Source organism: Devosia lucknowensis (assembly GCF_900177655.1).
GTDB classification, from domain to species: Bacteria; Pseudomonadota; Alphaproteobacteria; order Rhizobiales; family Devosiaceae; genus Devosia; species Devosia lucknowensis.
This window is the reverse complement of sequence record NZ_FXWK01000001.1, coordinates 1,991,737-2,015,318: the sequence shown is the minus strand read 5'-3', so window position 1 is coordinate 2,015,318 and position 23,582 is coordinate 1,991,737. Positions and strand designations below refer to the sequence as shown.

The following is a 23,582-nucleotide window of genomic DNA, read 5'->3' as shown; positions in this document are numbered from 1 at the left end:
CGATCCACCCTCTCCCCGATGGGGAGAGGAATAAGGAGGAGGGGTCGATGCCCGAATATGTAATTCTCTACGAATGGGCGATGTTTGCGGCGCGGTGGCTGCATGTCGTGACGGCAATCGCCTGGATCGGCTCGTCTTTCTATTTCATCGCGCTCGACCTCGGCCTGCGGAAGACGCCGAGCCTACCGCCGCTCGCCCATGGCGAAGAGTGGCAGGTGCATGGCGGGGGCTTCTATCACATCCAGAAATACCTGGTGGCGCCAGAGTTTCTGCCCGAGCACCTGACCTGGTTCAAATGGGAGAGCTACGCGACCTGGCTGTCGGGCGCGATGCTGCTGGTGCTGCTCTATTATGTCGGCGCCGATCTCTTTCTGGTCGATCGCAACGTGCTCGATGTGCCGAGCTGGGTCGCGATCCTGCTGTCTGCCGGCTCGATCGTCCTGGGCTGGCTGCTCTACGATACGCTCTGCAAGTCGCCCATCGGCCAATCCACCACCGGCCTGATGCTGGTGTTGTTCGCCATTCTCGTAGCCATGAGCTGGGGCTATACGCAGCTCTTCACCGGGCGCGCCGCCATGCTGCATATGGGCGCTTTCACCGCCACGATCATGACGGCCAATGTGGCCATGATCATCATTCCCAACCAGAAGATCGTGGTCGGCGACCTCAAGGCCGGGCGAGTGCCGGATGCGAAATATGGCAAGATCGCCAAGCAGCGCAGCCTCCACAACAACTACCTGACGCTGCCCGTCATCTTCTTCATGCTCTCCAGCCACTACCCGCTGGCCTTCGCCACGCAGTGGAACTGGATCATCGCCTCGCTGATCTTCCTCGTCGGCGTGGTCGTGCGTCACTATTTCAACACCCGGCATGCGCGGAAGGGCAATCCGCACTGGACCTGGGCGGTCGCCGTGATCCTGATGCTGGTGATTGCCTGGCTTTCGACCTCGCCCAAGCTTCCGGGCGTCGACAGCGAAACCCTGGCATCGGCGACAGGCGAGCGGTTCATGGCGACCGAGCATTTCGCGTCGGCCAGCCTTACCGTGCAAACGCGCTGTGCCATGTGCCACACGGCGGAGCCTGTCTACGAGGGCGTTTACGAGGCACCCAAGAACGTCATCCTCGACAGTGACGTCGCGATCGCCAACCACGCGCAGCAAATCGCCATCCAGGCGGGATGGAGTCACGCGATGCCGCCTGGCAACGTGACTGAGATGACCGAGCAGGAACGCGCGCTGCTGGTGGAATGGTACAGGGAGGGCTCGGGCTCATGAGCCGGACCATCCTGCGCGGGCGGGTGCTGAGCTTCCATCGCGCGCCGCTGGCCATCGACGACGCGGAAAGCTACCTCTATCTCGAGGACGGCGCCGTCAGCATCGAGGACGGGATCGTCACGGCCGTGGGTGACTATGCCGAGGCGGAGACCGCTGGCGCTGTCATCATCGACCACCGGCCCAACCTTATCCTGCCAGGGTTCATCGACCTGCACCTGCACTATGTGCAGAGCCAGATGATGGCTGCCTATGCCGGTTCGCTGCTGGAATGGCTCAATACCTACACCTTCATCGAGGAACAGAAGTTCAGCCAGCAGGGGCATGGCGATGCGGTGGCGATCGACTTCTACGATGCGTTGATCCGTCATGGCACGACCACGGCGGTTGCCTATTGCTCAAGCCATCCACGTTCGGTCGACGCGTTCTTTGCCGAGGCGCAGCGGCGCAACATGCTCATGGTCGGCGGCAAGGTCATGATGGACCGCAACGCGCCGGAAGAGCTCTGCGACACGGCGCAGTCGGGGTATGACGACACCAAGGCGCTGATCGCGCGCTGGCACGGCCGAGGCAGGGCGCTCTACGCCATCTCGCCGCGCTTCGCCATTACGTCGACGCCTGAGCAGATGGAAGCGGCACAGGCATTGGTGGCGGAGCATCCCGAGTGCTACGTGCAGACGCATCTGAGCGAAAACGATGCCGAGATCAGCTTTTCCATGGAGCTCTATCCGCGCGCCAAGGACTATACCGGCATTTACGAGGGCTATGGGCTGCTGGGCCGAAAGACGCTTCTCGGCCACTGCATCCATCTCAACCACCGTGAGGCCGCCGTCCTTGCCGAGACGGGATCGGTCGCGGTTTTCTGCCCGACGTCGAACCTATTTCTGGGATCGGGCCTTTTCGACCGCGAGCGCCTGCTCAACAATGGTGTGCGCGTCGGTATCGCCACCGATATCGGCGGGGGGACGAGCGTCTCCATGCTGCGCACGCTCGACGAGGGCTACAAGGTCTTGCAGCTGCGCGGGCAGCGGCTCAACCCGCTTGCTTCCTTCCACATGGCGACACGGGGCAATGCCGAGGCGCTTGGGCTGGAAGACACAATCGGCTCGATTGCGCCGGGACGGGCTGCCGACCTTGTGGTGCTCGATGCGGCCGCGACGCCGACGATGCGACTGCGGCATGCGACGCTGTCGAGCCTCGTCGAAGAGTTGTTCCTGCTGCAAACGCTGGGTGACGACCGGGCCATCGCCGAAGTCTATGTGGCTGGCGCAAGGGCGAAGTCCACTTTGGTCGGGTTGTAAGGGCCGGTGGCTTTGGCCTAAACCAAGCAGCGAGTTACGTTTGGGGAGCCTTCAACCATGACTGACTATCTGACCAAATCCGGTCTGTCCGTGCACAGACTGCTTGTCGACTTCGTCGAGAAGGAAGCGCTGCCGGGACTTGAGGTATCGGCAGATCAGTTCTGGGACGGATTGGCTGGACTGGCGCGCGAGCATGTGCCCACCAATGTGCGGCTGCTGGCCAAGCGCGACGAGATTCAGGGTAAGATCGACGACTGGCACCGAAGGTATGGACCGGTGGCCAATAACCCGCAGGGTTACGAATTCTTTCTCAGGGATATCGGTTACGTCGTCGACGAGCCGGATGATTTCACCATCGAGGTCGAGGGGCTGGATCCCGAGATTTCGTCGATCTGCGGGCCTCAACTGGTGGTGCCCGTCAGCAATGCGCGCTACGCGCTCAACGCCGCCAATGCGCGCTGGGGCAGCCTCTACGACGCGCTTTACGGCACCGACGTGATTTCGCGTGAAGGTGCGCTGGCGCCCGGCAAGGCCTACAATGCCGACCGCGGCGCAGCCGTGGTCAGCCGGGCGGCACAATTCCTCGACGAGGCGTTTCCGCTGGCGGAGGGCAGCCATGCCGATGCCACGGGCTACCACGTGATCAAGGACGGCGAGCAGCAGGTGTTCGTCGTCGATACCGCGGCGGGCCGCACCGGGCTGCGCGATCCGTCGGCATTCGTCGGCTATGGCGGCACCGAGGAGCGGGGCGAGCTGGTGCTTCGGCACAACGGCCTCCACGCTGTGCTGGTGATCGATCCCAAGAGCACGATCGGGGCGACGCATGCGGCGGGGCTGAGCGATGTGATCATCGAGGCGGCGCTGACAACGATCCAGGATTGTGAGGATTCGGTCGCGGCCGTGGATGCGGAGGACAAGGTCGGCGTCTACCGCAATTGGCTGGGCCTGATGCAGGGCACGCTCGAGGATACGTTCGAGAAGGGCGGCAAGGCCCTGACGCGGCGGCTGAACGCCGACCGGGAGTACAAGGGCGTCAACGGACAGCCGTTGGTTCTCAAGGGGCGCTCCCTGCTGCTGGTGCGCAATGTTGGGCACCTCATGACCACCGATGCGGTGCTGCTCGAGGGCAAGCCTATCGGCGAAGGGCTGATGGATGCGGCGGTGACGGCGCTCTGTGCGATGCACGACAAGGGTGGCAATTCCCGCAGCGGCGCGATCTACGTCGTCAAACCCAAGATGCACGGGCCGGAAGAAGTGTCCTTTGCCTGCGCGATCTTCGCTTCGGTGGAAGGCTTCCTCGGTCTTGCGCCCAATACCATCAAGATCGGCATCATGGATGAGGAGCGCCGCACGTCGGCCAATCTCAAGGCAGCCATCCATGCGGCGCGGCAGCGCGTATTCTTCATCAATACTGGATTTCTCGATCGCACCGGCGACGAAATCCACACGTCGATGGAAGCCGGCGCCGTCTTGCGCAAGGACGAGATCAAGTCCGAACGGTGGATCTCATCCTACGAGGATCGCAATGTACTGATCGGGCTCAGCTGCGGCTTTTCGGGTCGGGCGCAGATCGGCAAGGGCATGTGGGCACGGCCCGACGACATGGCCGCAATGATGGACGCCAAGGCCGGCCACCCCAATGCCGGTGCCAATACGGCGTGGGTGCCTTCGCCGACCGCAGCAACGCTTCATGCGCTGCACTATCACCAGGTCGATGTCTTCGAAGCGCAGAAGCGTCGGCACAACCAGGCGCTGCCTGGGCTGGGTGACCTGTTCTCGATGCCGACGCAAGTCGCCTATTCGCTCAGCCGCGAGGAGATCGTCCGCGAGCTCGAGAACAATGCCCAGGGTATTCTGGGCTATGTCGTGCGCTGGGTGCAGCAGGGCGTGGGCTGTTCCAAGGTGCCCGACATCAACAATGTGGGGCTGATGGAAGACCGCGCGACCTGCCGGATTTCCTCGCAGGCCGTGGCGAACTGGCTTCGGCATGGTCTGGTGAGTCGCGACGAGGTGACATCGGTTTTCGAACGCATGGCAGCTGTGGTGGACGAACAGAATGCGGGCGATCCGATCTACCGTCCAATGGCTGACAATTTCCAGTCGGTGGCCTTTCAGGCGGCGCTCGACCTGGCTCTGCACGGGGCCGACCAGCCAAGCGGCTACACCGAACCGCTCCTGCATGCGGCTCGGCGCAAGGTCAAGGCGCGCGACGCCAAGTAGGCTTTGTCCCATCGAAATTCGCGCCACCGGCGCGAATTTGCCATTGGCCAATTCGAAGCCCGCCTTTCGGCGGGCTTTCGCTTATTGGCACGTGAAGCTTTCGTGGCTCATCTCGTCCGTGCCGGTGAAACGCGGGATGGCGGGATGCGGGCAGAGCTTGCGTGTGATGCCGATCATCTCGGGGATATACTGGTTATCCGGCGTGACTTCGGCCACCAGATGCGTGGGTGCCGTACCGTTTTCGACCCAGTCGACAAGGGCCGTGAAGGCGTCGAACTTGTCAGTGGCCGGGCTGCCGGGGCCGTGACCCATGCCCGGCACCGTATAGAGCAAGGCAAAATCTTCGGCATTGCCGTCGCTGTTGGCGTCGAGCCTTTCGTACCAGCCGATCGTGTCCATGACCGAGAAGACCGGGTCGCTTACGCCATGGAAGACGATCATCTTGCCGCCCGCTTCACGGAACTCGGCCATTGTGGGATCGTCCATGTCGGTTGGCGTCATGAACTCTACCGGAGACTCCTGAAACGCAGCATCGGTGGCGGTGACGGTGGCGTCGGTGTCGAAGTTGTAGTCGAGCAGAAATTGCTCGAGCGACGCCGGGTCGCCTGCCACATCAACGGGCGGATTGGAGAAGATCATGGCCAGCGAGGATGCCCCCATGGTGGCGATCAAGGGCAGGTTGTCCCAAGGCTGAATGGGGCTTTCCAGCTTCCAGAAGCGCCAGTCGCCGGTCGCAAGGCCGCGGTCCCAGGCCCAATTGGTGTACAGCGCCTCACCAGCGGAATTGGTGGGACCGGCATGAATACGCCGCAGGGCCTCCACCTGTGCCGGGGAGATGCAGTTTTCGGTGGCGTCGGCTTCGCAGGCAAGCGTCGCGATATCGAACGTCGCCTGGCATGCGGGCGTATCTGCAATGATACCGTCTTCAAGTCCATCAAGCCCATCGCATGCGGCGACGATGGCATCGCCCACGATTGTCAGGTCTTCAGGCGGGAATGCCTTGCGGATGTCGCCGTTGATCGCCTTGAAGCTCTGAACGTCCCAGGCGTGCTGAACGGCGGCGCGCGGCAGGTTGAAACCGGGATAGCCCGCAAGGATGCCATCGAAAGCGTCGGGCGAGCGTGTGGCCTGAACCATGGCGTGCCGCCCGCCGTTCGATCCGCCCACGCCGTAGCTGAAGGCGATTTCTTCGCCATAGTGGTCTTCGACAATTCCGGTCGCGACTGGATTGAGCTTCATGACAGCGCCGTAGCCGTAGTCGCTGCGTGCTTCGGGGTCGAAGCCGAACTTCGCGCCGCTGGCCAGGCCGGCCTCGGGATGGGCTGCACCATCGTGGCCGGCGTCGCTCGACACCACAGCATAGCCGCGTGACAGAGCGGTGTCAGCGGGATCGGCATTGAGCAAATTGCCCGTGGCCGGCACCACGGCGCCGTCGTTGCCACCGTTGAATTGGTGGACGAAACGACCGTTCCAATCGTCCGGAAGACGTAGCTCGAAGCTTATTCGATACGTGTTGCCATCCACGCCGGTTCGCTCGCCAACATGGCCACGGACAAGGCAATGCGCCACCGGCGAGTCATCACCGACCGCTTCAGCGGCGGCCTCGGTGATGACCAGCCCCTCGGCGGCAAAATCGTGGCTAGTGAGTTCGGCGCAATCAAGCGCCTGTGCGTTGGCGGCACCGGTCCAGCCGGTTGCCGCCAGGATAGCGCCTGTGGCCGCGGCATATTTCCATTGCAGTCGCATCTCGTCTCCTCCCTGAGTTTCGGAATGCGCTAAAATAGTTATGCAGAATAACTAATTTGGCAATGGGAAATCGGCGAGCCGGACCGACGGAGCGAGACGCCTCACGTCAAACCTTGCACGCTCCAGAGGTCAATCCAGTTGATAGGTGGGCAGGTTAAGCACGGTTCCGGCGCGAATGATTTCGATGTCGTTGGCCCGCATTGAGACGGCCGTGCTTATGCTTTCGTCGGTTCCCAAATTCCTCGCAAAGCGAGGATGGGCACCCGAGGCTATGACAAGGCGCAGACGATGGCCGGGCAAAAACGTGTGCGCGGTTGCATGCAGCGGTATGGTGAGGCGCCAGGAGCCATCGGCTTCGCACGGCGTTTGTGGCGTGACGCGAACAAATCCGTCACAGATGTTCCGTGAAATGCCGTCCGGCCCGACATCGTTGATCCGCACGAAGAAATCGGCGTGGGGCAGGCTGGCTCGCGCGATCAGGGTGACCTTGCACTGGCCGATGACTGTCACTTCGCTGGTGAGGACGCAGCCAGTATAGGTCAGGACATCGCCTCGGCTCTCCAGCGACGCGTTGTCCACGGCGCCAGCACCTGTGAAGGCAAAGATGGCGCCACCCAGGTTGGGTGTGGGGTCGGCAGGGTCATATCGATATGTGTCACTGCCGTCCGCAGAGGATCCATGTTCGACAAGGACGCCTTCGGCAGCAGGATACCAGGTCTGGGGCGCGGGTGGACCTGGCGGATAAGCGTCGAATTCATGCCATTGGTCGCGGCCGGATATATGCAGCCGCACCGGTCGGGCGCGCAGGCCGGTGCGGTCGCCGATCAGCCAGGCACGCATCCAGACCAGCGTCTCGCGCAGGTTGTCGCGCTGCAGTTCTTCGGCAATGTGAAACCAGGTTCCGACCGTGAGATAGGGACGGTGGCCAAGCTCGACGAGGCGCTGATAGTCAGCGAGCAATGGATCGATCATGAAATCGTACCAGCCGGAAATAAAGTGGACCGGTGGGGTATCCGCAGAGAGGCGATGGCTGTGATCGAGCTCGGTCCAGAACGCGTCATTGCCGATGGCATGGTCGAACCAATGCCGCCAGAAGCCAATCTCGTGGCCCACCGCGATCTTGTCGGCGTCGATCAGTGGCAGGGATGACGCGGCCTTGAGCGTGCGGCGTTCGATATCTCCCGAGAACATGCGGGCTGCAGTGGCCAGGGGGCGCTTGCGCAGACCTTCGATGACCTGCACCCAACTCAACCAGAGATTGAGATGGAAGGCGCCCGATGGAAACACGACGGGCCGGAAATTTGACGTGGTGACCTTGGTTGCCAGCGCTGCGGTGGGTGGAAGGGCATCGCTGATGGCCCATTGCGCATAGCCCAGATAGGACGGTCCGGTCAGTCCTATGCGACCATCCCACCAGTCCTGCGCCTTGATCCATTCGAGTGCCGCGAGGCCGTCGGCCCGCTCGTTGGCGAAGGGATCGAATTCGCCGCCGGAGCGCTCGGTGCCTCGACAGGCCTGGATGACGACGTGGAAACCGCGTTCGGCATAGGCTTCGGCAATGCCCGCAAAGCCCCTCCGTCCATAAGGCAAGCGCATCAGGATCGTCGGATGCGGGCCAGGCGCTGCCGGAGCATAATGATCGGTCTTGAGCAGAACGCCGTCGTCCATCGGTACGGAAATGCCGCGCCTGCGCTTCACGCTGTTGAGACGCGGGGGCAAATCCTCCACCCAGGCCAGGTAGAGCGACGGCAGGCTCATGGTCAGCTCACGAAATCGAATTTATCGACATCGAAAAGGCCCCTGTCAGTCATTTTGAGATGCGGAATGACGGGGAGTGCCAGGAATGCGACCTGAAGGAAGGGTTCGGGCAGGACGCAATCGAGCGCCTCAGCGGCATCGCGCAGGCGATGAAGGTCATGGGCAACCGCCTCGAACGGTTGGTCGCTCATCAAGCCTGCAATCGGCAGGGCCAGTTCGGCGGTAACGGCGCCACCATCAGCCACGGCAAATCCGCCGCCGAGTTCGATCAGGCGATTGACGGCGACAGCCATGTCCTCGTCGCTGGCACCAACCACCGTGATATTGTGGCTGTCGTGGCCAACCGAGGACGCAATGGCGCCCCGCTTGAGGCCAAAGCCCGAAACGAAGGCGCGACCGATATTGCCGTTCTTTCCGTGACGCTCGATGACAGCAACTTTGATCACATCGGCGGCGAGATCCGGCTGGAGGCCCAGATCGGTGGTGGCCAATGTCGTTTCTTCGCGGAAGGTGAGAATGAGACCCGGCTTGACGCCGATGACCGGCACCCGGTTCTGCCCGGGCCTGGGCTCCGTGATAAAGGCCTCCGCAGCGACGGGCCTGGCCTTGACCGAACCAAGGCCGACCGGGGAAACCGGCTGCCGTGCGGCGAACAACTCGGGCGACAGCAGACGCCCGCCCACGACCACGTCCGAAACGCGGCAATCCTCCAGGCTGTCGAGAACGGCAATATCGGCCCGCCAGCCAGGGCCGAGCAAGCCGCGATCGGACAGGCCGAAGATGCGGGCCGCCGAGTGGCTGGCCGCCCGATAGACGTGGTGCAGGGGGCGTCCCTTGGCGATCAGGCGTCGGATGGAACTATCGAGATGGCCTTCCTCGGCAATGTCGAGCGGATTACGATCGTCCGTGCAGAGAGCGACGAAGCTTGACGTGTTCTCGTCCAGAATCTCGGCCAGCGCATCAAGGTCTTTCGACACCGAACCTTCGCGGATCAGGATAGCCATGCCCTTGGCAAGCTTTTCGCGCGCCTCATCTGCACTGGTCGCTTCATGGTCGGTGCGGATGCCGGCGGCGAGGTAGCCATTGAGCGCCATGCCCCGGAGCAGCGGAGCGTGACCGTCGATATGCCCATCCTGAAAGGCGGCGAGCTTGGCGAGGATGCCCGGGTCGGCGTTGAGGACGCCCGGAAAATTCATCATTTCGGCCAGGCCCACCACCTTGGGATGGCTGCGGAAAGGCAGAAGATCCTCAGTTTCGAGGCGAGCGCCTGAGGTTTCGAAGGGGGTGGCAGGCACGCAGGAGGACAGATTGACCCTTATGTCCATGATCGTGCGTTCGGCACTATCGAGGAAATAGCGCAGACCTTCGGCACCGAGCACATTGGCGATCTCATGGGGATCGCACAGCACAGTGGTGACACCGTATGGCAGCACGCAGCGGTCGAATTCGAGGGGCGTCACCAGCGACGATTCGATATGTAGGTGCGTATCGATAAAGCCCGGCACGGCAAACCGGCCGGTGCCGTCGAGGAATTCGCGACCTTCATAATGCCCGTGTGTGCCGACGATACGGTCGGCGACGATGGCGATATCGGTCGTTGTGACCGTGCCTGTGATGACGTCGAGCATCCCGACGTTGCGCACGACGAGGTCAGCCGGCTCCTTGCCCTGCCCAGCCAGGATCATGCGGGTGAGCAAAGCAGGGTCGGCCATCGTTAGGTTCTCGGTTTTGGTCATGCCGAAGGGTCGGTCCGCGGCCCTTCGGCGTCAAGTCCCCGTGAAGTGCGTCACGGAACCGCAAGTGCATGGGCTCGTTGCATAAGCGAGACAAGTCAGGAGCACGCAATGGAAACCTATGACCCGAACAAGAACACCACAGAGGTGCGGCAGGCCAGCCCCCGCAAGATGAACCTGCGTGTTCTGACTGTATCGCTGATCGGTATCGTGGTTGTGTTTGCCGTGCTGTTCTTTGTCTTCGGAATGATGCAGCCGGCATCGACCTGATTGGCCCAATTGCTGCGGTGGAACCTGCCTTCAATTCGTGTGTTGTCGCCCTAGCGTCACACGATTGGGGGCTTTTATATGGATGTGGGTAACGAGTTCGGCTGGGTGGAAACATACCTTCCAGCCCATATCATCGCCATTCGCCTTGCGATCGCGGCAGCACTGGGTGCCTTGATCGGGTTCGAGCGAGAGGTCAACACGGCCGAGGCAGGGCTGCGCACGCATATCCTGATCGCCGTGGCAGCGGCGCTTTTCACCATTCTCGCCTTCGAGATTTTCCATACTATCGAATTCGGTCAGCAAGGGCCCCAGGCCGACCCGATCCGCGCGGTCGAGGCGGTCACTGCCGGCATCGCCTTTCTGGGGGCCGGGGCGATCTTCCGAAGCGGTGCGGGCGTGCAGGGGCTGACGACCGGTGCTGGCATGTGGCTGGCCGGCGCGGTGGGCGTGGCAACGTCACTCGGCTTTTACCTACTTGCGGCTGGCGTGGCGCTGCTGGCGGTGCTGGTTATGGCGGCACTGCGGTTCTTTGCCCACCACATCATCCGCGCCACGAAACCGCTCAACGACGACTAAGAGGGGCCGCGGGGAGAAGCAAACAGGCATGCCGGGCTGCGCTGAGGGACATGCGCCACCGGCGATTTGCTTCTCCCCCCGTACGAATACGACCGGGAGGTGCCGCATTCGTGCCCATGCGCTTGACCCTGCCGGGCAAGGTCGCGCTTGAGGATCGACGGTGGTGCAGACCGACGATCTTTTCCGAAAGCGGAGAGCGATACTTGGGAATGCAGACCGCCGGGAGGCAGGGCTGCAGCATCACTCTCCGCCATAAGGCATGTAACCTGTGGACGCAGGAGCTACATACCAACTGCATCCAGACGCTGATGGCGCGCCCAGAAGCTGACGATGGCAGCCACCTCATGCCTGTAGGCATCGAGTTGAGGCTGCCGAAAGAAAACGGCCGAAGCCCCTGCATCCTGCAGGACCCGGCGGCATTCCCGATCCATGCGCTGCGTCATGACGGCAAGGGGGATGCCCTTTTGCCGGAGCAGCGCATGATTGCGGCTGACGAACTCAAGATTTGCCCCGCTATGGGCCTTGAGATCGACGATCACCAATCCCGGCCACTCGCGACCGGTATCGGCCAGAATGGTCGCCAAGCCGGCTTCGCCAGCAGCGGCCGTGCCGAAATGCATGACCTCCGGAGCATCATGGGTCCGCAACATGCGGGTCAGCAGATGCGCGGAGTGGCCGTCGTCATCAATCAACGCGATGAACGGGGCCTCTTGGGCTTCCACAAACAAAAATCACCTCACACCTGCACGTGGCAGGGTCGACCGGAACAAAACGCCATCATTGTCCAAAGCCGAAATGGCCAGGGCAGGATGGATCAGACGATTTGTAGAACACGCCCGGCGGGGCCTGACCGCTCGGGAAGCATGTCGCGTTCGGTACGGCGACGAGATGGCCTATGATCGATCCGCGCGCCCGGGGGGAGGCAAATTCAGGTAAAACACACGTAATCCGCCTTGTGTTTTACATGTAACGTGGCGCAAGGTTCCGGGAGCGGCGGGGAGTCAGCGTGTCGAGCCTGGAGACAGACAGAGACCGGATCGACCAGGCATTGGAGCGTCTGCTCTCCTGGCCCGAAGTCGCGCGATCGCCGCAGCTTGCCAGGTTTCTGGGGTATATCGTCGAGCGCCGGCTGAGCGGCGACACGCAGTCTATCAAGGCATACTCCATTGCCGTAGACGTTTTCGGGCGGTCGCCCGATTTCGACCCGCAATCGGATCCGATCGTCCGGGTCCAGGCACGCCGGTTGCGCGGCCTGCTCGATCAGTATTACCGAGGTCCCGGCAGCGACGAGCCGGTGCGTATCGAGCTTCCGATCGGGCGGTATGTGCCAGAATTCGTGGATGCGCAAACGGCGGCGGCACCGCTGCCTATCGGCCGTGAGCCAAGCGTGCGGGCGCTGCCCGCTTCCCAGCCGAAACCCAAGCGGCCCAAGGGGCATGTCACGCTCCCCTGGTTCCTGCTGCTGCTTCTGGCGCTGGGCGCAGCGGCACTGACATATTCCCTTTCGACCTGGGGTCCACAGCGCGGCACTCCAGCGGTGGCGCAGCTGGGAGCGCTGCAGATGCCCAGGCTGCGGATCATGGAATTCCAGAACCTCACCGGAGATGCCAGTCTTACGCCCACCATCGCTGCGCTGGCCGTGGAACTGGTCACCGACTTCACGCCGGTGCTCATAGTCGACGCCGCATTTGGCGGACGAGGCACGGTGGGCGTTGATCCGGACCGGCAGAACGACTTCGTGCTGACGGGTGTGGTTCGCAACAGTCCGCAGCCGGACTCCTACGAATTCGACGCTATCCTGACCGACGCCGACGCGAATATCGTTGTGTGGAACTGGTCGGAAACCGTGCCACGCATCGACATCACCGAGCGCGGTGGGATCGATCTCGTTTCCCAGGAGCTCATCAGCCGCATGGGTGGTCCGCGCGGTGCGCTGCATGCCGAGGCACGCGCATTGCTGGCGCGGACGGACATAGAAGGGCGGGAAAACGGCTATCTCTGTGCGATCCTCTTTTCGATGTATCGCACTGCGCCGACGAGTGCCGCTTCCGCGCGGGTGCTCTCATGCCTCGACGCGCTACCGGAGGATCAGCAAGCCAACGGAAATATTCTGGCGGCGCGAGCGAGCCTCGTCGCCGAAGCACAGGGTGACGGAAACTGGCGCAGTGCCGAGCAGGCAGGCCGCTATGACGAAGCAAGTGCGCTGATGGAACGCGCCTTGCGCATCGCGCCGACCAGCAGCTTTGCGTGGGAGCAGCAGGCCCGGCTTTATGAAGCGACGGGACACCACGCCGATGCGGAAGCTGCCTACAGTACGTCCTTGCAGCTAAACACGGCTAATATCGACGCAGCGGCAGCGCATGGCAGACACCTGGCGCTGATCGGGCGCCTCGACCTCGCAATGCCGCTGGCGCGCCGTTCGCTTGATGCCTTGCCCGTGTCTGATACGCCCAGTTGGTTCAACTGCGTTCCGGCGATGAAGGCGCTGGCCGACCGCACCTTTATCCGCGCCGAGCGACTTGCCCAGCAATGTGCGCGCGTAGACGCGGAACTTGGTTCCGTGCTGCTGCTCCTGGCGGCCCACACGGCAGGGGACAGTACCGTGGTCCGTCAGTCCTTGCCGACGATCCTCGAAGTTCAGACCTTTCGCAGCAGCGGGATCATGCCGCGGCTCGAGCGCCGGATTACCGACAGGGTATTGCTGAGCAAGATGCGGGCTGCATTGCTCGATTCCGGTGTGCCGGAAGCAAATCTCGTCAGCGCATACTGAGGCTCAATCGCCAGCGAACCGGGCGCGGCAAAGCTCCACGAAGCGGTTGCCGCGTTCCTCGAAATTCTTGAATTGATTGTAGGACGGTGCGCCCGGCGACAGGATGATCGTGTCGAAACGGGATCTTGCGTTTCCAAGGTAGTCAATCGCCGCTTCGATGTCCTGGGCTTGATGAACAGCAATGTCCGCCGATTGGGCCAAGGTAGCGGCAGCGAGGCGCTCGCCGGTTACCGGCAGAGTGACGAGCGTGTTGACGCCGCGAGTGACGAGGAGTGATGCCAATTCGGCATAGTCCTGCTGCCGCTCGTGGCCGCCAGCAATCAGAGCGATACGGCGTCCCGGATAGGCTGCGAGCGCGGCCTTGGTCGCTTCGGGCGTGGTGGAAATAGAGTCGTTGACCACGGTCACGCCGCCGAAGACGTGTTCTTCCAGCCGGTGCGGTAGCGGGCGGAAAGCGGCAATACCCTGCAAGATGCCGTCGAGCGTTGCTCCAACCGCCAAGGCGATCTGAGCGGCGAGTTGGGCGTTGTCCAGATTGTGCGAACCACGCAGGCGCGAGCGTGCAACGGCCTGCTCGATGGTCGTGCTTTGCTCGGGCGTCAGGTCGGGGAGGAGACGGCGGTGATCGCGGACGGCCCTGGCGACAAGGGCGTTTCCGCGAGCGGCCCGCCCGAGAGCGACGGCGAAGTTGCCGTCCCGATCGACGAGGTGAAGCTTGTCGGCGTAATAGCGCTCCACCGAGCCATGCCAGTCGACGTGCTCGGGATAGAGATTGGTGATGGCCGCGACATCGGGCACGAAGGTCATGTCGGATGTCTGGTAGCTCGAGAGCTCAAAGACGACGACCGCGTGCTTGTCCGCTATTTCGAGCGGCGCCAGACCGACATTGCCGGCCAGACCCGCATCGATGCCGGACCGGGTGAGCATGAGGTGAGTGAGCGTGGCCGTCGTCGACTTGCCCTTGGTGCCGGTGATGGCAATGACCGTGCGGTTGTGCCGGAAGACGGCGCCCCAGAGATTGAGGTTCGAAGTCACTGGGATGCCGGCGGCGCGAGCGGCTTCGAAAATGGGTTTGTAGCGCGACACTCCCGGACTTTTCACGATCAGCCCGAAGCGACGGTGAGCTATCGCGTTGGGAAGGCTGTCAGGCGCGAGCTGTTCAGTATCGGGAATATCGGATGAGCCGCTATCGACTGTGACGTAGACCTTGAGACCGGGTTGACGGGCTTGCAGGAAGGCTCGCGTGGATCGGGCCTCGCGACCCGCGCCATAGAGGAGAACCGGCGCATCAAACTGCATAGGCGGCCACCTTGGCGGCAAGCGCAGGGGGAATATGGTGATCGTGGCTGTCGGTCAGACATTCGGCCATGGCGCGCTGCAGTTTCTCTTCTCCGTACTGGGCAAAGAGATCGGCCTTGATCGAGCGGACGACGGCATCCTCATGCCAATCTGCATGGCGGGTGAGGGTATAGAAACAGGCAGCCGCCTCAAGGATTTCGCCCACGCATTCCCACGGTTTCTGTCCGGTCAGTCCGGCCAGTTCGCGGAACGACTGTTCGTTTGCCGGTTCGTCCAGAAGATTCTTGCCGAAAATCTCCAGCATCCGCTGCTTGGCCATGAAGGGTGCGAAAATCAGGAAGACGAAGTGGCACTTGGGACACTCGCCGCACCAGAGCGGTCCATCATTGCCATTGAGGCGGAAATTGCGATTGCAGCTGGAAAAGACGCTGTCGAACTTGTTCTGCTTGGTGAACAGGGACGCAATGCGCGCCTCGGAATAGGGTCGCAGCAGGGAGAAGTACTTCAGGGCGCCGCCTGTGGCGTTGGCCAGCGTATCGGCGATCAGCAATTCGAAGCCAAGGGACTTGGAATATTGATGATTGGTCTCGCGGCCGTCGAAGATGACGTTGCCTTCGCTGGCCGAGCGCTCATTGGAGAGCGCAATCTGGTTGTAGCCGAAGAGGACTGCGCAGAGAGACGCGATCATTGAATTGATGGCAGTCGAGGGGACGTGGCCGTTATAAAATCCCTCTGACTGACCCAGGCGGATCATTTCGGGATCCAGCTTGCGCGTCACATAGACCGGCGCGGTGCCGATGGCATCGACCGACGAGACGATCGGTCCTTTGGGATTGACCGCGAAGGGTGTGAACTGCTGCCCGACGTGGGTCAGAAGATCCACGCTGACGAGCGAGTCCTTGCCGCCGCCAATGGGCAGGAGAGTGCGCTCCGCCAATACGACGGGCGGCTTGCGTTCCTCAGCATCCCCGGGCGCAACCAGTGTTAATTTGCCGAAGCGGGCCAGCTCGTTGCGCGCATAGAATTCGCCAAGACCATTTTCGTAGACGTCGATGACGAAGGCGCGTTCACTCGCGGTCAGCGGAATGCCTGGTGCCTCGATCTGGAAAGGGGCGCGCAACTTGAAATAGGAGACCCCGAGAACAAGCGCGGTGAGACCGAGGAGCTTCTGAAATGCGGGTGAAGCAACCGCGGCTGCGGTGGCGCCCTGGGGCAGGGTCAGCACTTCCGTGAACCGAAGATCGTTGAGAGTATAGGAAAAGCGCGCTTCGCCGGTGGCGGGGTCGAAGGAGGGCGCTTCTATGCGGAAAAATTCGGTCACGGGCAACTCGCTGGCTTTGACCACGATATAGGTGATTTGTGGGCGTGGCGGGAGTAGGGCTGTGCGCTGCATGGCTATGCAAGAGCGCCAATGTCAGTTGCGCAGAACCTTTTCCATAGGCCGACCCTTCGCCAGTTCGTCGACCAATTTATCCAGATAGCGGATTTCGCGCATGGTGGGGTGATCGATTTCTTCGATGCGCACACCGCAGATGACACCCTTTATGAGGGAGCGCGACGGATTTGGCGCGGGTGCGTGGTCGAAGAAATCCTGGAATGTCGTCTTGTCGGCGAGAGCCGCTTCAAGGTCGGCCTGGCTATAGCCTGTGAGCCAGCGCGTCACCTCGTCCACCTCGGCTCTGCTGCGCCCCTTTCGCTCGACCTTCGTGACATAATGGACATAGACGCTGGCAACGCTCATGCCATAGATGCGGTGGTTTACGTGGTTCATGGAAAAAGTCTAGCGCGGCGGCGGTATCGCTGTCGATGCCGCGACGCGCCACTCGTCGCCTTCCCAGACGCAACGAGGGAGTGGGTAGATGCTGCCAGTGCTAACCGTATTCAAATGGTCGCCCGATGGGGGCAAGGGTCTTGCCCGCGACATGCGGGTGCGGTGGGCTCTCGAAGAGGTTGGCCAGCAGTACGACGTGCGGTTCGTGACGTTCAAGGAAATGAAGGAGCCTCCTCACAAAGCGAGGCAACCTTTCGGACAGATTCCGGCCTTCGAGCAGGATGGTGTCAAGCTCTTCGAGTCTGGTGCGATCATCCATCACCTGGCGCAAGTTCATCCAGGATTGCTCCCTGGGGATCCCGACGGGAGGGCCCGAGCCGTTACCTGGATGTTTGCCGCAGTCAGTACGGTCGAACCGCCAATCGTGGAACGCGAGCAGGCTGATTTCACCGACCCCGGCCAGCCCTGGTTCAGCAAGGAACGCCTCGCGTTTCTCGACGATCGAATTCGGGCCCGTCTGGCCGACCTGTCACTTTATCTTGGCGAACGAGAGTGGCTGGAAGGCGCATTCACCGCAGGTGATCTCATGATGGTCATGGTGCTGCGCCGCGCCGATGCGTGGCTACTCGAAGAATTTCCAAGCCTTGTCGCCTATGTGCGGCGTGCCGAATCGCGTCCGGCTTATCAACGTGCATACGCGGCCCAGAACGCGCTTTATTCTGGGGAGCCGCCGCCGGTTTCGGAGTGGTAGGAGTGTGGCAACGGCCTGCCGCAGCTTGTCTTGGGCCTGTGCCTAGACAAGTCGCTCCAGCGCACCCCGGCGCTTGACGATATTCTTGTAGTCCCACTGAACGGATCGAGACTCTTCGAGCCAATTTGCCAACTCGTCGGGATCGATCTGGGTGACCAAGGTATATCGCTTTTCGGCGGCCTTGAAGGAGCCTTCCTTGTCCAGTCCCGGGGTCTGGAAGGACTGTCCGCTCCAGAACAGCAGCCGGACCGGACCCTTGAGTTTGGAATAACCCACGATCGGATTGCCGTCGAGAAACCAGACCGGGTGGGCATGCCAGATCTTGCTTTCTGCATCTTGCAGAACGCGGTCGATACTTTTGCGCAGCTCGTCGCAGATCAGACGGATGTGGTCTTCCTGAGCTGCATTGTAGGCGTCAATGGTGGCGGGCTTGGTGGTGGTCATGGGTTGTTCCCTCGGGTCGACTATAAATGGGCGACGAGGGAGGAGGGGAGATTTCGACGGCGAGAATTCAGCGCACAGCTATTCGAGCGTAGCTTTCATGGCCTCCTGATCTCAATTCGCTCAGCTGGAGCGAATTGCCCTGCGGGACGATCAGTAGATCCGCATTTGCATCCGCATGACGATGTCCGGTCCGAGGCGCTGGAAGCCGAATTCGCGCATGGTGCAGCGCCATTCCTCGCCCGCTTTTTCGATACGGAACAGGTTGTAGCGGGCTGGATCGTCGAGTGTGCCACCCTGGGCGGCGCTGGCAGCAGCGACGCCGATAACCGGTACTTCGTGGTTCTTGCCGGGGATGTGGTGGATCGACGAGCGGTGGGTGTGGCCGTGGAGAACGAGCTCGGCCCCATTTTCCGCAATCACCTGGCGGAACAGGCGATGCCCCTTCAGCCCGAACGAGGGATGCTGCAATTCGGCATTGGGCGGGTGATGGATGAGCACCACCCTGAAATAGTCGGCGTCGCCGAGAAGCCTCAGGATACGGCTGAGACGGGCCGCCTGTTTTTCTTCGAAGCGACCGATCGCCATGAAGGGTGGCGTTGGCACGGCGCTTGAACACGAGATGATCGCCACCTCGCCGACCCGGCGCACGAAGGGGAAGGCTTCGCCTTCGACGGTCTCGCCTTTCATGTAGTCGCCCCAGTGCTCGCGGGCGTAGTCCAATGAGCCGGGCACGTAGGCGTCGTGATTGCCCGGACATACGGCAGTCCGATCAGCGGAGCCAAGGGCGCGCAGCCATTCGCCAGCGCGCTCGACTTCGGCGTTCATCGCCAGATTAACGAGGTCACCGGTTACGGCGGTGAAGTCGGCGTTCTGCTCCTGCATGTGGGAGACCAGCCGTCCCAGCGTTTCGGTGTTCATCTCGCCGTGACGCTTCAGCTTCCAATTTAGGAAGCCAGTCAGTCGCTTGCCCATCAGATCGCGCATGCCAACGTCGGGCATGGGCGAAAGATGGATGTCGGAGATGTGGGCCAAGGTGATCATCGCGGGGTTTTGCCAGAACGTCGGCGCCAAGAAAACGTTCAATCGTCACAGTGCACGATTTTGTCGCGGCGCAAGCTCTGCTACCCAATGGCAAACGGAGAACGTGCCATGATGAACCGCTTCCAACGCGTCCGCGCCAAGGCCTTCCTGACGCTCAAAGGGCTGTGGCACCGCATGACCGTTGGTGCACGGGTTATGGTCGTCGATGGGGACAAGGTGCTGCTGATCCGCCATACGTATGTACCGGGCTGGCAATTTCCCGGCGGCGGCGTCGGGCCCGGGGAAACGTTTGAAGAAGCAGGTGCCCGTGAAACGCTGGAAGAGACTGGGTACCGGGTGATCGGAGCCATGGAGCTTTTCGGGCTCTATCACAATACCAGCCCGGTGACCGACCGCGACCATGTGGCGTTTTTCGTGGCCAAGACCTTCAAGCACGAATTCGAGCGCAAGCGCGACCACGAGATCGCGGAAGTGGGCTGGTTCGACCGCCACGCCCTGCCCAATGGCGTATCTCCCGCGACGAGCCAGCGCATCGATGAGTATTTCGACGGCGTCGAGAAGCGCACGGTTTGGGGGTATTGAGGGGTGGTGACCAAGTATCCCATGACCTCCCCCTTTGTCAGGGGGAGGCTGAGTGGAGAGGTGCCGTCAATCCAGGAACGGCAGTTCCGGACCGATCGGGATGATGCGGTGCGGATTGATGGTCGTGTGGCTCCAGTAATAGTGGGTGCGGATGTGGTCGAGATCGACCGTGTCCTTGACGCCAGGCACCTCATAGAGCGCTTTGAGGTAGTGGCTGAGGTTGGGGTAGTCGGCGATACGCCTGCGGTTGCACTTGAAGTGGCCGACATAGACGGCGTCGAACCGCACAAGCGTGGTGAACAGCCGCCAATCGGCCTCGGTTATGGTTTCACCGGTGAGATAGGCGGTTTCCCCGAGCAGGCCTTCAACCCAGTCCAGTGCGTCGAACAGCTTTGACACGGCTTCGTCATAGGCTTCCTGAGTAGTAGCGAAGCCGGCCTTGTAGACGCCGTTGTTGATGTCGTCGTAGACCCGCGCATTGATGGGGTCGATCTTCTCGCGCAGGTCGGCCGGGTAGTAATCGTCAGTATTGCCGGTCAATTCGTCGAAGGCCGAATTGAACATGCGAATGATTTCCGAACTTTCGTTCGAAACGATTGTCCCGGTCTTCTTGTCCCACAGCACCGGCACGGTCACGCGTCCGGTGTAATCCTTTTGTGCCTCGACATAGACCTGCCACAGCGTGTCCTTGCCAAAGAGGGCGTCGCCGGTCGAGCCTTCGCTCTTGTCAAAATTCCAGCCTGTTTCGTCGGGCATCTTGGGCGACACCACCGAGACCGAGATCAGGCTTTCCAGTTCCTTGAGCTTGCGAAAGATCAGGGTGCGGTGTGCCCACGGACAGGCCAGAGAGACGTAAAGATGGTAGCGCCCGGCTTCGGCAGCAAAGCCGCCATTGCCCGTTGGGCCCGCAGCGCCGTCAGGGGTGATCCAGTTGCGGAAACCGGACTGCGAGCGGACGAATTTCCCGCCGGATTTCTTGGTGTCGTACCACTGTGTGGACCACTTTCCGTCGATCAACTGTCCCATCGAAACTGCCTTTCCGTCATCTTGCTGTCGGTTTCTTCTGTCACTCACGCAACAGTTTCAACCGTTCATTGGTTCGGCCTACAGCTAATGGCATCGGTGCCTCGCGATAAGACCGGGTTGACGTAACAATCCGTTATGCGTCCGGGGCACAGCCATCCGGTGATGGAGGAAATGAGGTACATGGTTCGATATTCCCATTTACGCCCGTCCAAGCTGGTGCTAATGCGGATTCAGACGTGGAGGCGTCCAGGATGGTGAAAGTTTTGCAGACGAACCGACGACGCTAGGCGGTCGTTACAAGCGGATGGCTTCGGCTGACCGCATCTTGTCCTGCACATTCCTTTCCCTGGATGAAACCCATGACCACGCTCGTTGCGGCCGAGGCCGCTGCTACCCCTGTCGCCGGCCAGCCCGCTGTGCGCGTCGCTACGCCTGCGGACGACGTTTTCGTCGAAGAACTGCAGGCGACGGCCTTCGGGCCGGGCCGGTTCGCGCGAACCGCGTTCCGGGTGCGCGAGCGATTCCCGATCGATCCCACGCTCAGCCTCATCGCTGAGGTAGACGGCACGCCCTGCGGTTCGGTGTGGATGACGCCGATCAGCGTCGACGGCAAGAAGGGCTATCTGCTTGGACCGTTGGCAACGCATCCCAATTTTCGCAAGCGCGGTGCTGGCAAACTTCTGGCGCGGGAAGTCAGCAAGATGGCGCTGGCGCGCGGTGACGGGGAATTCGTGTTGCTGGTGGGTGACCAGGATTATTATTGCCCGCTCGGGTGGGACATCACCACGCCGGGCAATATTCAGTTTCCAGGGCCGGTCGATCCCACGCGTGTGTTGCTGATGGCTGAGGACAAAACGCTCGCCGCGTCGCTCAAAGGCAGCATTGCCGCCTTCGACGCCGGGTGAGGGTGTCGAAAGAGGATGCAGAAGCGTGGCCGCTGAATTAGTGTTCGGCGGCCTTACTCTTTGTTCCGAGCGTTAGCGGTCCATGGATTTCGATATCGTGAACAGCCTTGCCGGACGCCTGCTGCTCGAGCCGCCCGCTCTGGAGCTCGCGCAGGAACTGGTACCGGACTGGAAGCCCTTGCGGCCGTTCGAACGCCCACCGGTGCCGGCTGCAGTGCTGATCGCGCTGGTGCGGCGGCCCGAGGGGCACACCGTGCTCTACACAGAACGTTCGCCGGACCTGCGCGCCCATTCGGGCCAGGTGGCGTTCCCGGGCGGGAAGATCGACCAGTCGGATGCCGGCGCAGCCGCAGCTGCCTTGCGGGAAGCGCAGGAGGAAGTGGGCATGGAGCCAAGCGATGCGACGATCCTGGGCTATATGCCGAGTTACTATACCGGCACCAACTACCTGATCGTACCCGTCGTAGCCGAAGTGGAACCGAGCGGCCCGTTCGTCCCCAATCCCGGCGAAGTGCATTCCGTTTTCGAGGTACCGCTGAGCCGCATTCTCGACGTGCAGACTTATGGGCGCTTTCGGATCAGCCGGGGCGGCAAGGAGCATTCTACGTGGCAGATTGACCACGATGGACATGTCATCTGGGGTATCACCGCCAACCTCACGAGGCTTTTCCGCGACAGGGTGATGGGCGAGGCCGCGGCATGATCCCGGACCGTATCGAGAACGCCGAATGGCTCGAACGGGCCGAGGTACAGGCCATTTTTGCTGCACTGGACGGAGCGGACGGGCGGACGCGTGCCGTCGGTGGCGTGGTCCGCGATAGCCTCGCGGGCATGACGCGAAACCATGCCGATATCGACATGGCCACTGAATTTTTGCCGACCACCGTGATGCAGCGGGCCAAGGCCGCTGGAATCAGCGCTTATCCCACCGGGATCGAGCATGGAACCGTGACCCTCAGGGTCAATGATACCGTGGTCGAGGTCACCACGTTGCGTGAGGATGTGGAAACCGATGGGCGACGGGCCATCGTCAGGTTTGGAACGAATTGGCAGGCCGATGCCGAGCGACGGGATTTCACCATCAACGCCCTCTATTGTCTAGCTGACGGCACGATCGTCGATCCGATCGGCGGGGTAGGGGATCTGCTCGGAGGCCGGATCAGGTTCATCGGCGACGCGCGCCAGCGGATTGCGGAGGACGGTTTGCGCGTCTACCGGTTCTTCCGGTTCTCGGCCAGTCATGGTGGGGAGATCTATGACGCTGATGGCTTGGCAGCCTGCAGTGCGGCGGCAGACGAGTTGGATCACATTTCGCGCGAACGCGTCGGCGCTGAGATGATGCGCATGCTGGCGCTGCCGCGAGTGGCGAAAACCATAGGCGTTATGGATCGTCTCGGGCTGATCCGTGTCGCGCCCGGCGCGGCGGAGGCGCTTGTTCGCTACGAGGTGCTGGGTGGTCGCTCAGCAACCACTCGACTGGCCCTTCTTGGGCGAGAGAGCCTCGATATCCGGCAGGCCGACTGGCGATTGAGCAAGGCCATCGCCGTTAAAGCTGAACGCGTTGCAGAGGCCGCAGACCTTTTGCGCGTGGGTGATGTCGCTTGGGCTGCCTATCGCTACGGGGAAGATGCGGTGGAAGGCCTTGCCGTTGTGGCCGCATCAGATGGCTGGCCGCGCGAGCGCCTTGCGGAAGTGGCGCGGGAGTTGGGAAGACTGCGCGTCGCGCCGCTGCCGGTCGATGGCAGCGATCTTGCCGCTCGCGGCATGCGGCCCGGGCCAGAAATGGGAACGGCATTGCGGCTACTCGAGCGGGCCTGGGTGGACAGTGAATTCACGCTCCAAAAGGATGAACTGCTGTCACGCCTCTTCCACTAGCAGCCAACAAAAAGCCCCGGAGAACCGGGGCTTGGAGAGGTCAGTGCCTGGTGTCGCTGCCCGGATCGAAGTCGACGATCCGTTCCTTGATGCGCTCGACCATATCCGGGCGCACCTCAGTCTCACCGTTCAGATTGCGCATGTTTTCGACTGCGCGACGGACGACCTCGGCTTCAGACTCGGCTTCGGCCTTCCAGGTCGAGCCGGGGATGAGCGTGCCGGAATCAAAGCGTTTCATTGCAT

Annotated in this window: 22 protein-coding genes; 11 read left to right on the top strand and 11 right to left on the bottom strand. The window is 61.9% G+C overall.

Going from position 1 to position 23,582, the window contains the following annotated elements:
- Positions 1 to 47: 47 nt before the first annotated feature.
- Genes CCK88_RS09920 through CCK88_RS09910 form a run of 3 tightly spaced genes read left to right on the top strand, consistent with a single transcriptional unit; the run spans position 48 to position 4,792 of the window.
- Positions 48 to 1,274, top strand: coding sequence for a urate hydroxylase PuuD (locus CCK88_RS09920; RefSeq protein ID WP_086470274.1), 1,227 nt, complete (start codon positions 48 to 50; stop codon positions 1,272 to 1,274).
- A complete protein-coding gene (gene guaD, locus CCK88_RS09915) occupies positions 1,271 to 2,572 on the top strand; it encodes a guanine deaminase (protein WP_086470273.1) in 1,302 nt (433 codons plus the stop codon). The genes CCK88_RS09920 and guaD overlap by 4 nt, the downstream gene beginning before the upstream one ends.
- A 57-nt stretch (positions 2,573 to 2,629) precedes the next feature.
- A complete protein-coding gene (locus CCK88_RS09910) occupies positions 2,630 to 4,792 on the top strand; it encodes a malate synthase G (RefSeq protein ID WP_086470272.1) in 2,163 nt (720 codons plus the stop codon).
- 81 nt (positions 4,793 to 4,873) lie between these two features.
- Here CCK88_RS09910 and CCK88_RS09905 read toward each other — a convergent pair whose 3' ends face one another.
- The 3 genes from CCK88_RS09905 to ade all read right to left on the bottom strand — a co-directional run bounded on the left by CCK88_RS09905 (position 4,874) and on the right by ade (position 10,008).
- Positions 4,874 to 6,538 carry a tannase/feruloyl esterase family alpha/beta hydrolase gene (locus CCK88_RS09905; RefSeq protein WP_086470271.1) on the bottom strand — a complete coding sequence of 555 codons (1,665 nt, stop codon included), beginning with the start codon at positions 6,536 to 6,538 and terminating at the stop codon, positions 4,874 to 4,876.
- A gap of 129 nt (positions 6,539 to 6,667) precedes the next feature.
- Positions 6,668 to 8,296 (bottom strand): CocE/NonD family hydrolase, encoded by a 1,629-nt coding sequence (locus tag CCK88_RS09900; protein WP_086470270.1) that lies wholly within the window; start codon positions 8,294 to 8,296, stop codon positions 6,668 to 6,670.
- Between the two features lie 2 nt (positions 8,297 to 8,298).
- Positions 8,299 to 10,008, bottom strand: a complete 1,710-nt coding sequence (gene ade / locus CCK88_RS09895; protein ID WP_086470901.1) for an adenine deaminase — start codon at positions 10,006 to 10,008, stop codon at positions 8,299 to 8,301.
- A gap of 132 nt (positions 10,009 to 10,140) precedes the next feature.
- Here ade and CCK88_RS18435 point away from each other — a divergent pair, with 132 nt between their 5' ends.
- Positions 10,141 to 10,299, top strand: a complete 159-nt coding sequence (locus CCK88_RS18435; protein WP_170926421.1) for a hypothetical protein — start codon at positions 10,141 to 10,143, stop codon at positions 10,297 to 10,299.
- A gap of 78 nt (positions 10,300 to 10,377) precedes the next feature.
- Positions 10,378 to 10,875, top strand: a complete 498-nt coding sequence (locus CCK88_RS09890) for an MgtC/SapB family protein (RefSeq protein ID WP_086470269.1) — start codon at positions 10,378 to 10,380, stop codon at positions 10,873 to 10,875.
- A gap of 281 nt (positions 10,876 to 11,156) precedes the next feature.
- On the opposite strand, the gene CCK88_RS09885 is transcribed toward CCK88_RS09890, so the two are convergent.
- Positions 11,157 to 11,597, bottom strand: coding sequence for a response regulator (locus CCK88_RS09885; protein WP_086470268.1), 441 nt, complete (start codon positions 11,595 to 11,597; stop codon positions 11,157 to 11,159).
- Positions 11,598 to 11,881: 284 nt separating this feature from the next.
- Here CCK88_RS09885 and CCK88_RS09880 point away from each other — a divergent pair, with 284 nt between their 5' ends.
- The gene (locus tag CCK88_RS09880; protein WP_140048952.1) at positions 11,882 to 13,645 is read left to right on the top strand and encodes a tetratricopeptide repeat protein; all 1,764 of its coding nucleotides are present in this window, start codon (positions 11,882 to 11,884) and stop codon (positions 13,643 to 13,645) included.
- Between the two features lie 3 nt (positions 13,646 to 13,648).
- On the opposite strand, the gene murD is transcribed toward CCK88_RS09880, so the two are convergent.
- From murD to CCK88_RS09865, 3 genes are all read right to left on the bottom strand, one after another.
- A complete protein-coding gene (gene murD, locus CCK88_RS09875) occupies positions 13,649 to 14,944 on the bottom strand; it encodes a UDP-N-acetylmuramoyl-L-alanine--D-glutamate ligase (RefSeq protein ID WP_086470266.1) in 1,296 nt (431 codons plus the stop codon).
- Positions 14,934 to 16,265, bottom strand: a complete 1,332-nt coding sequence (locus tag CCK88_RS09870) for a MurL-like N-terminal domain-containing (protein WP_140048951.1) — start codon at positions 16,263 to 16,265, stop codon at positions 14,934 to 14,936. The genes murD and CCK88_RS09870 overlap by 11 nt, the downstream gene beginning before the upstream one ends.
- 93 nt (positions 16,266 to 16,358) lie before the next feature.
- Positions 16,359 to 16,715 (bottom strand): DUF2200 domain-containing protein, encoded by a 357-nt coding sequence (locus CCK88_RS09865; RefSeq protein WP_086470264.1) that lies wholly within the window; start codon positions 16,713 to 16,715, stop codon positions 16,359 to 16,361.
- Positions 16,716 to 16,803: 88 nt separating this feature from the next.
- Here CCK88_RS09865 and CCK88_RS09860 point away from each other — a divergent pair, with 88 nt between their 5' ends.
- A complete protein-coding gene (locus CCK88_RS09860; protein WP_086470263.1) occupies positions 16,804 to 17,466 on the top strand; it encodes a glutathione S-transferase family protein in 663 nt (220 codons plus the stop codon).
- Between the two features lie 42 nt (positions 17,467 to 17,508).
- Here CCK88_RS09860 and CCK88_RS09855 read toward each other — a convergent pair whose 3' ends face one another.
- Positions 17,509 to 17,910 carry a DUF1801 domain-containing protein gene (locus CCK88_RS09855; protein ID WP_086470262.1) on the bottom strand — a complete coding sequence of 134 codons (402 nt, stop codon included), beginning with the start codon at positions 17,908 to 17,910 and terminating at the stop codon, positions 17,509 to 17,511.
- Positions 17,911 to 18,060: 150 nt separating this feature from the next.
- Positions 18,061 to 18,951, bottom strand: coding sequence for a metallophosphoesterase family protein (locus CCK88_RS09850; RefSeq protein ID WP_086470261.1), 891 nt, complete (start codon positions 18,949 to 18,951; stop codon positions 18,061 to 18,063).
- Positions 18,952 to 19,059: 108 nt separating this feature from the next.
- Between CCK88_RS09850 and CCK88_RS09845 the strand changes: the two genes are divergently transcribed.
- Positions 19,060 to 19,533 (top strand): NUDIX domain-containing protein, encoded by a 474-nt coding sequence (locus CCK88_RS09845; RefSeq protein WP_170926420.1) that lies wholly within the window; start codon positions 19,060 to 19,062, stop codon positions 19,531 to 19,533.
- 66 nt (positions 19,534 to 19,599) lie between these two features.
- Here the strand turns inward: CCK88_RS09845 and CCK88_RS09840 are convergent, their stop codons facing one another.
- Entirely contained in the window at positions 19,600 to 20,559 is a 960-nt protein-coding gene (locus CCK88_RS09840) for a glutathione S-transferase family protein (RefSeq protein ID WP_086470260.1), read from the bottom strand.
- A gap of 359 nt (positions 20,560 to 20,918) precedes the next feature.
- On the opposite strand from CCK88_RS09840, the gene CCK88_RS09835 reads away from it, so the two are divergent.
- The 3 genes from CCK88_RS09835 (at position 20,919) to CCK88_RS09825 (ending at position 23,339) form a co-directional block, all read left to right on the top strand.
- Entirely contained in the window at positions 20,919 to 21,464 is a 546-nt protein-coding gene (locus tag CCK88_RS09835) for a GNAT family N-acetyltransferase (RefSeq protein WP_086470259.1), read from the top strand.
- A gap of 82 nt (positions 21,465 to 21,546) precedes the next feature.
- Complete coding sequence (locus tag CCK88_RS09830; RefSeq protein ID WP_086470258.1) at positions 21,547 to 22,167, top strand: CoA pyrophosphatase; 621 nt, start codon at positions 21,547 to 21,549, stop codon at positions 22,165 to 22,167.
- Positions 22,164 to 23,339, top strand: coding sequence for a CCA tRNA nucleotidyltransferase (locus CCK88_RS09825; RefSeq protein WP_086470257.1), 1,176 nt, complete (start codon positions 22,164 to 22,166; stop codon positions 23,337 to 23,339). The genes CCK88_RS09830 and CCK88_RS09825 overlap by 4 nt, the downstream gene beginning before the upstream one ends.
- Positions 23,340 to 23,379: 40 nt before the next feature.
- Here the strand turns inward: CCK88_RS09825 and CCK88_RS09820 are convergent, their stop codons facing one another.
- A complete protein-coding gene (locus tag CCK88_RS09820) occupies positions 23,380 to 23,577 on the bottom strand; it encodes a DUF1059 domain-containing protein (protein ID WP_086470256.1) in 198 nt (65 codons plus the stop codon).
- Between the last annotated feature and the right edge of the window lie 5 nt (positions 23,578 to 23,582).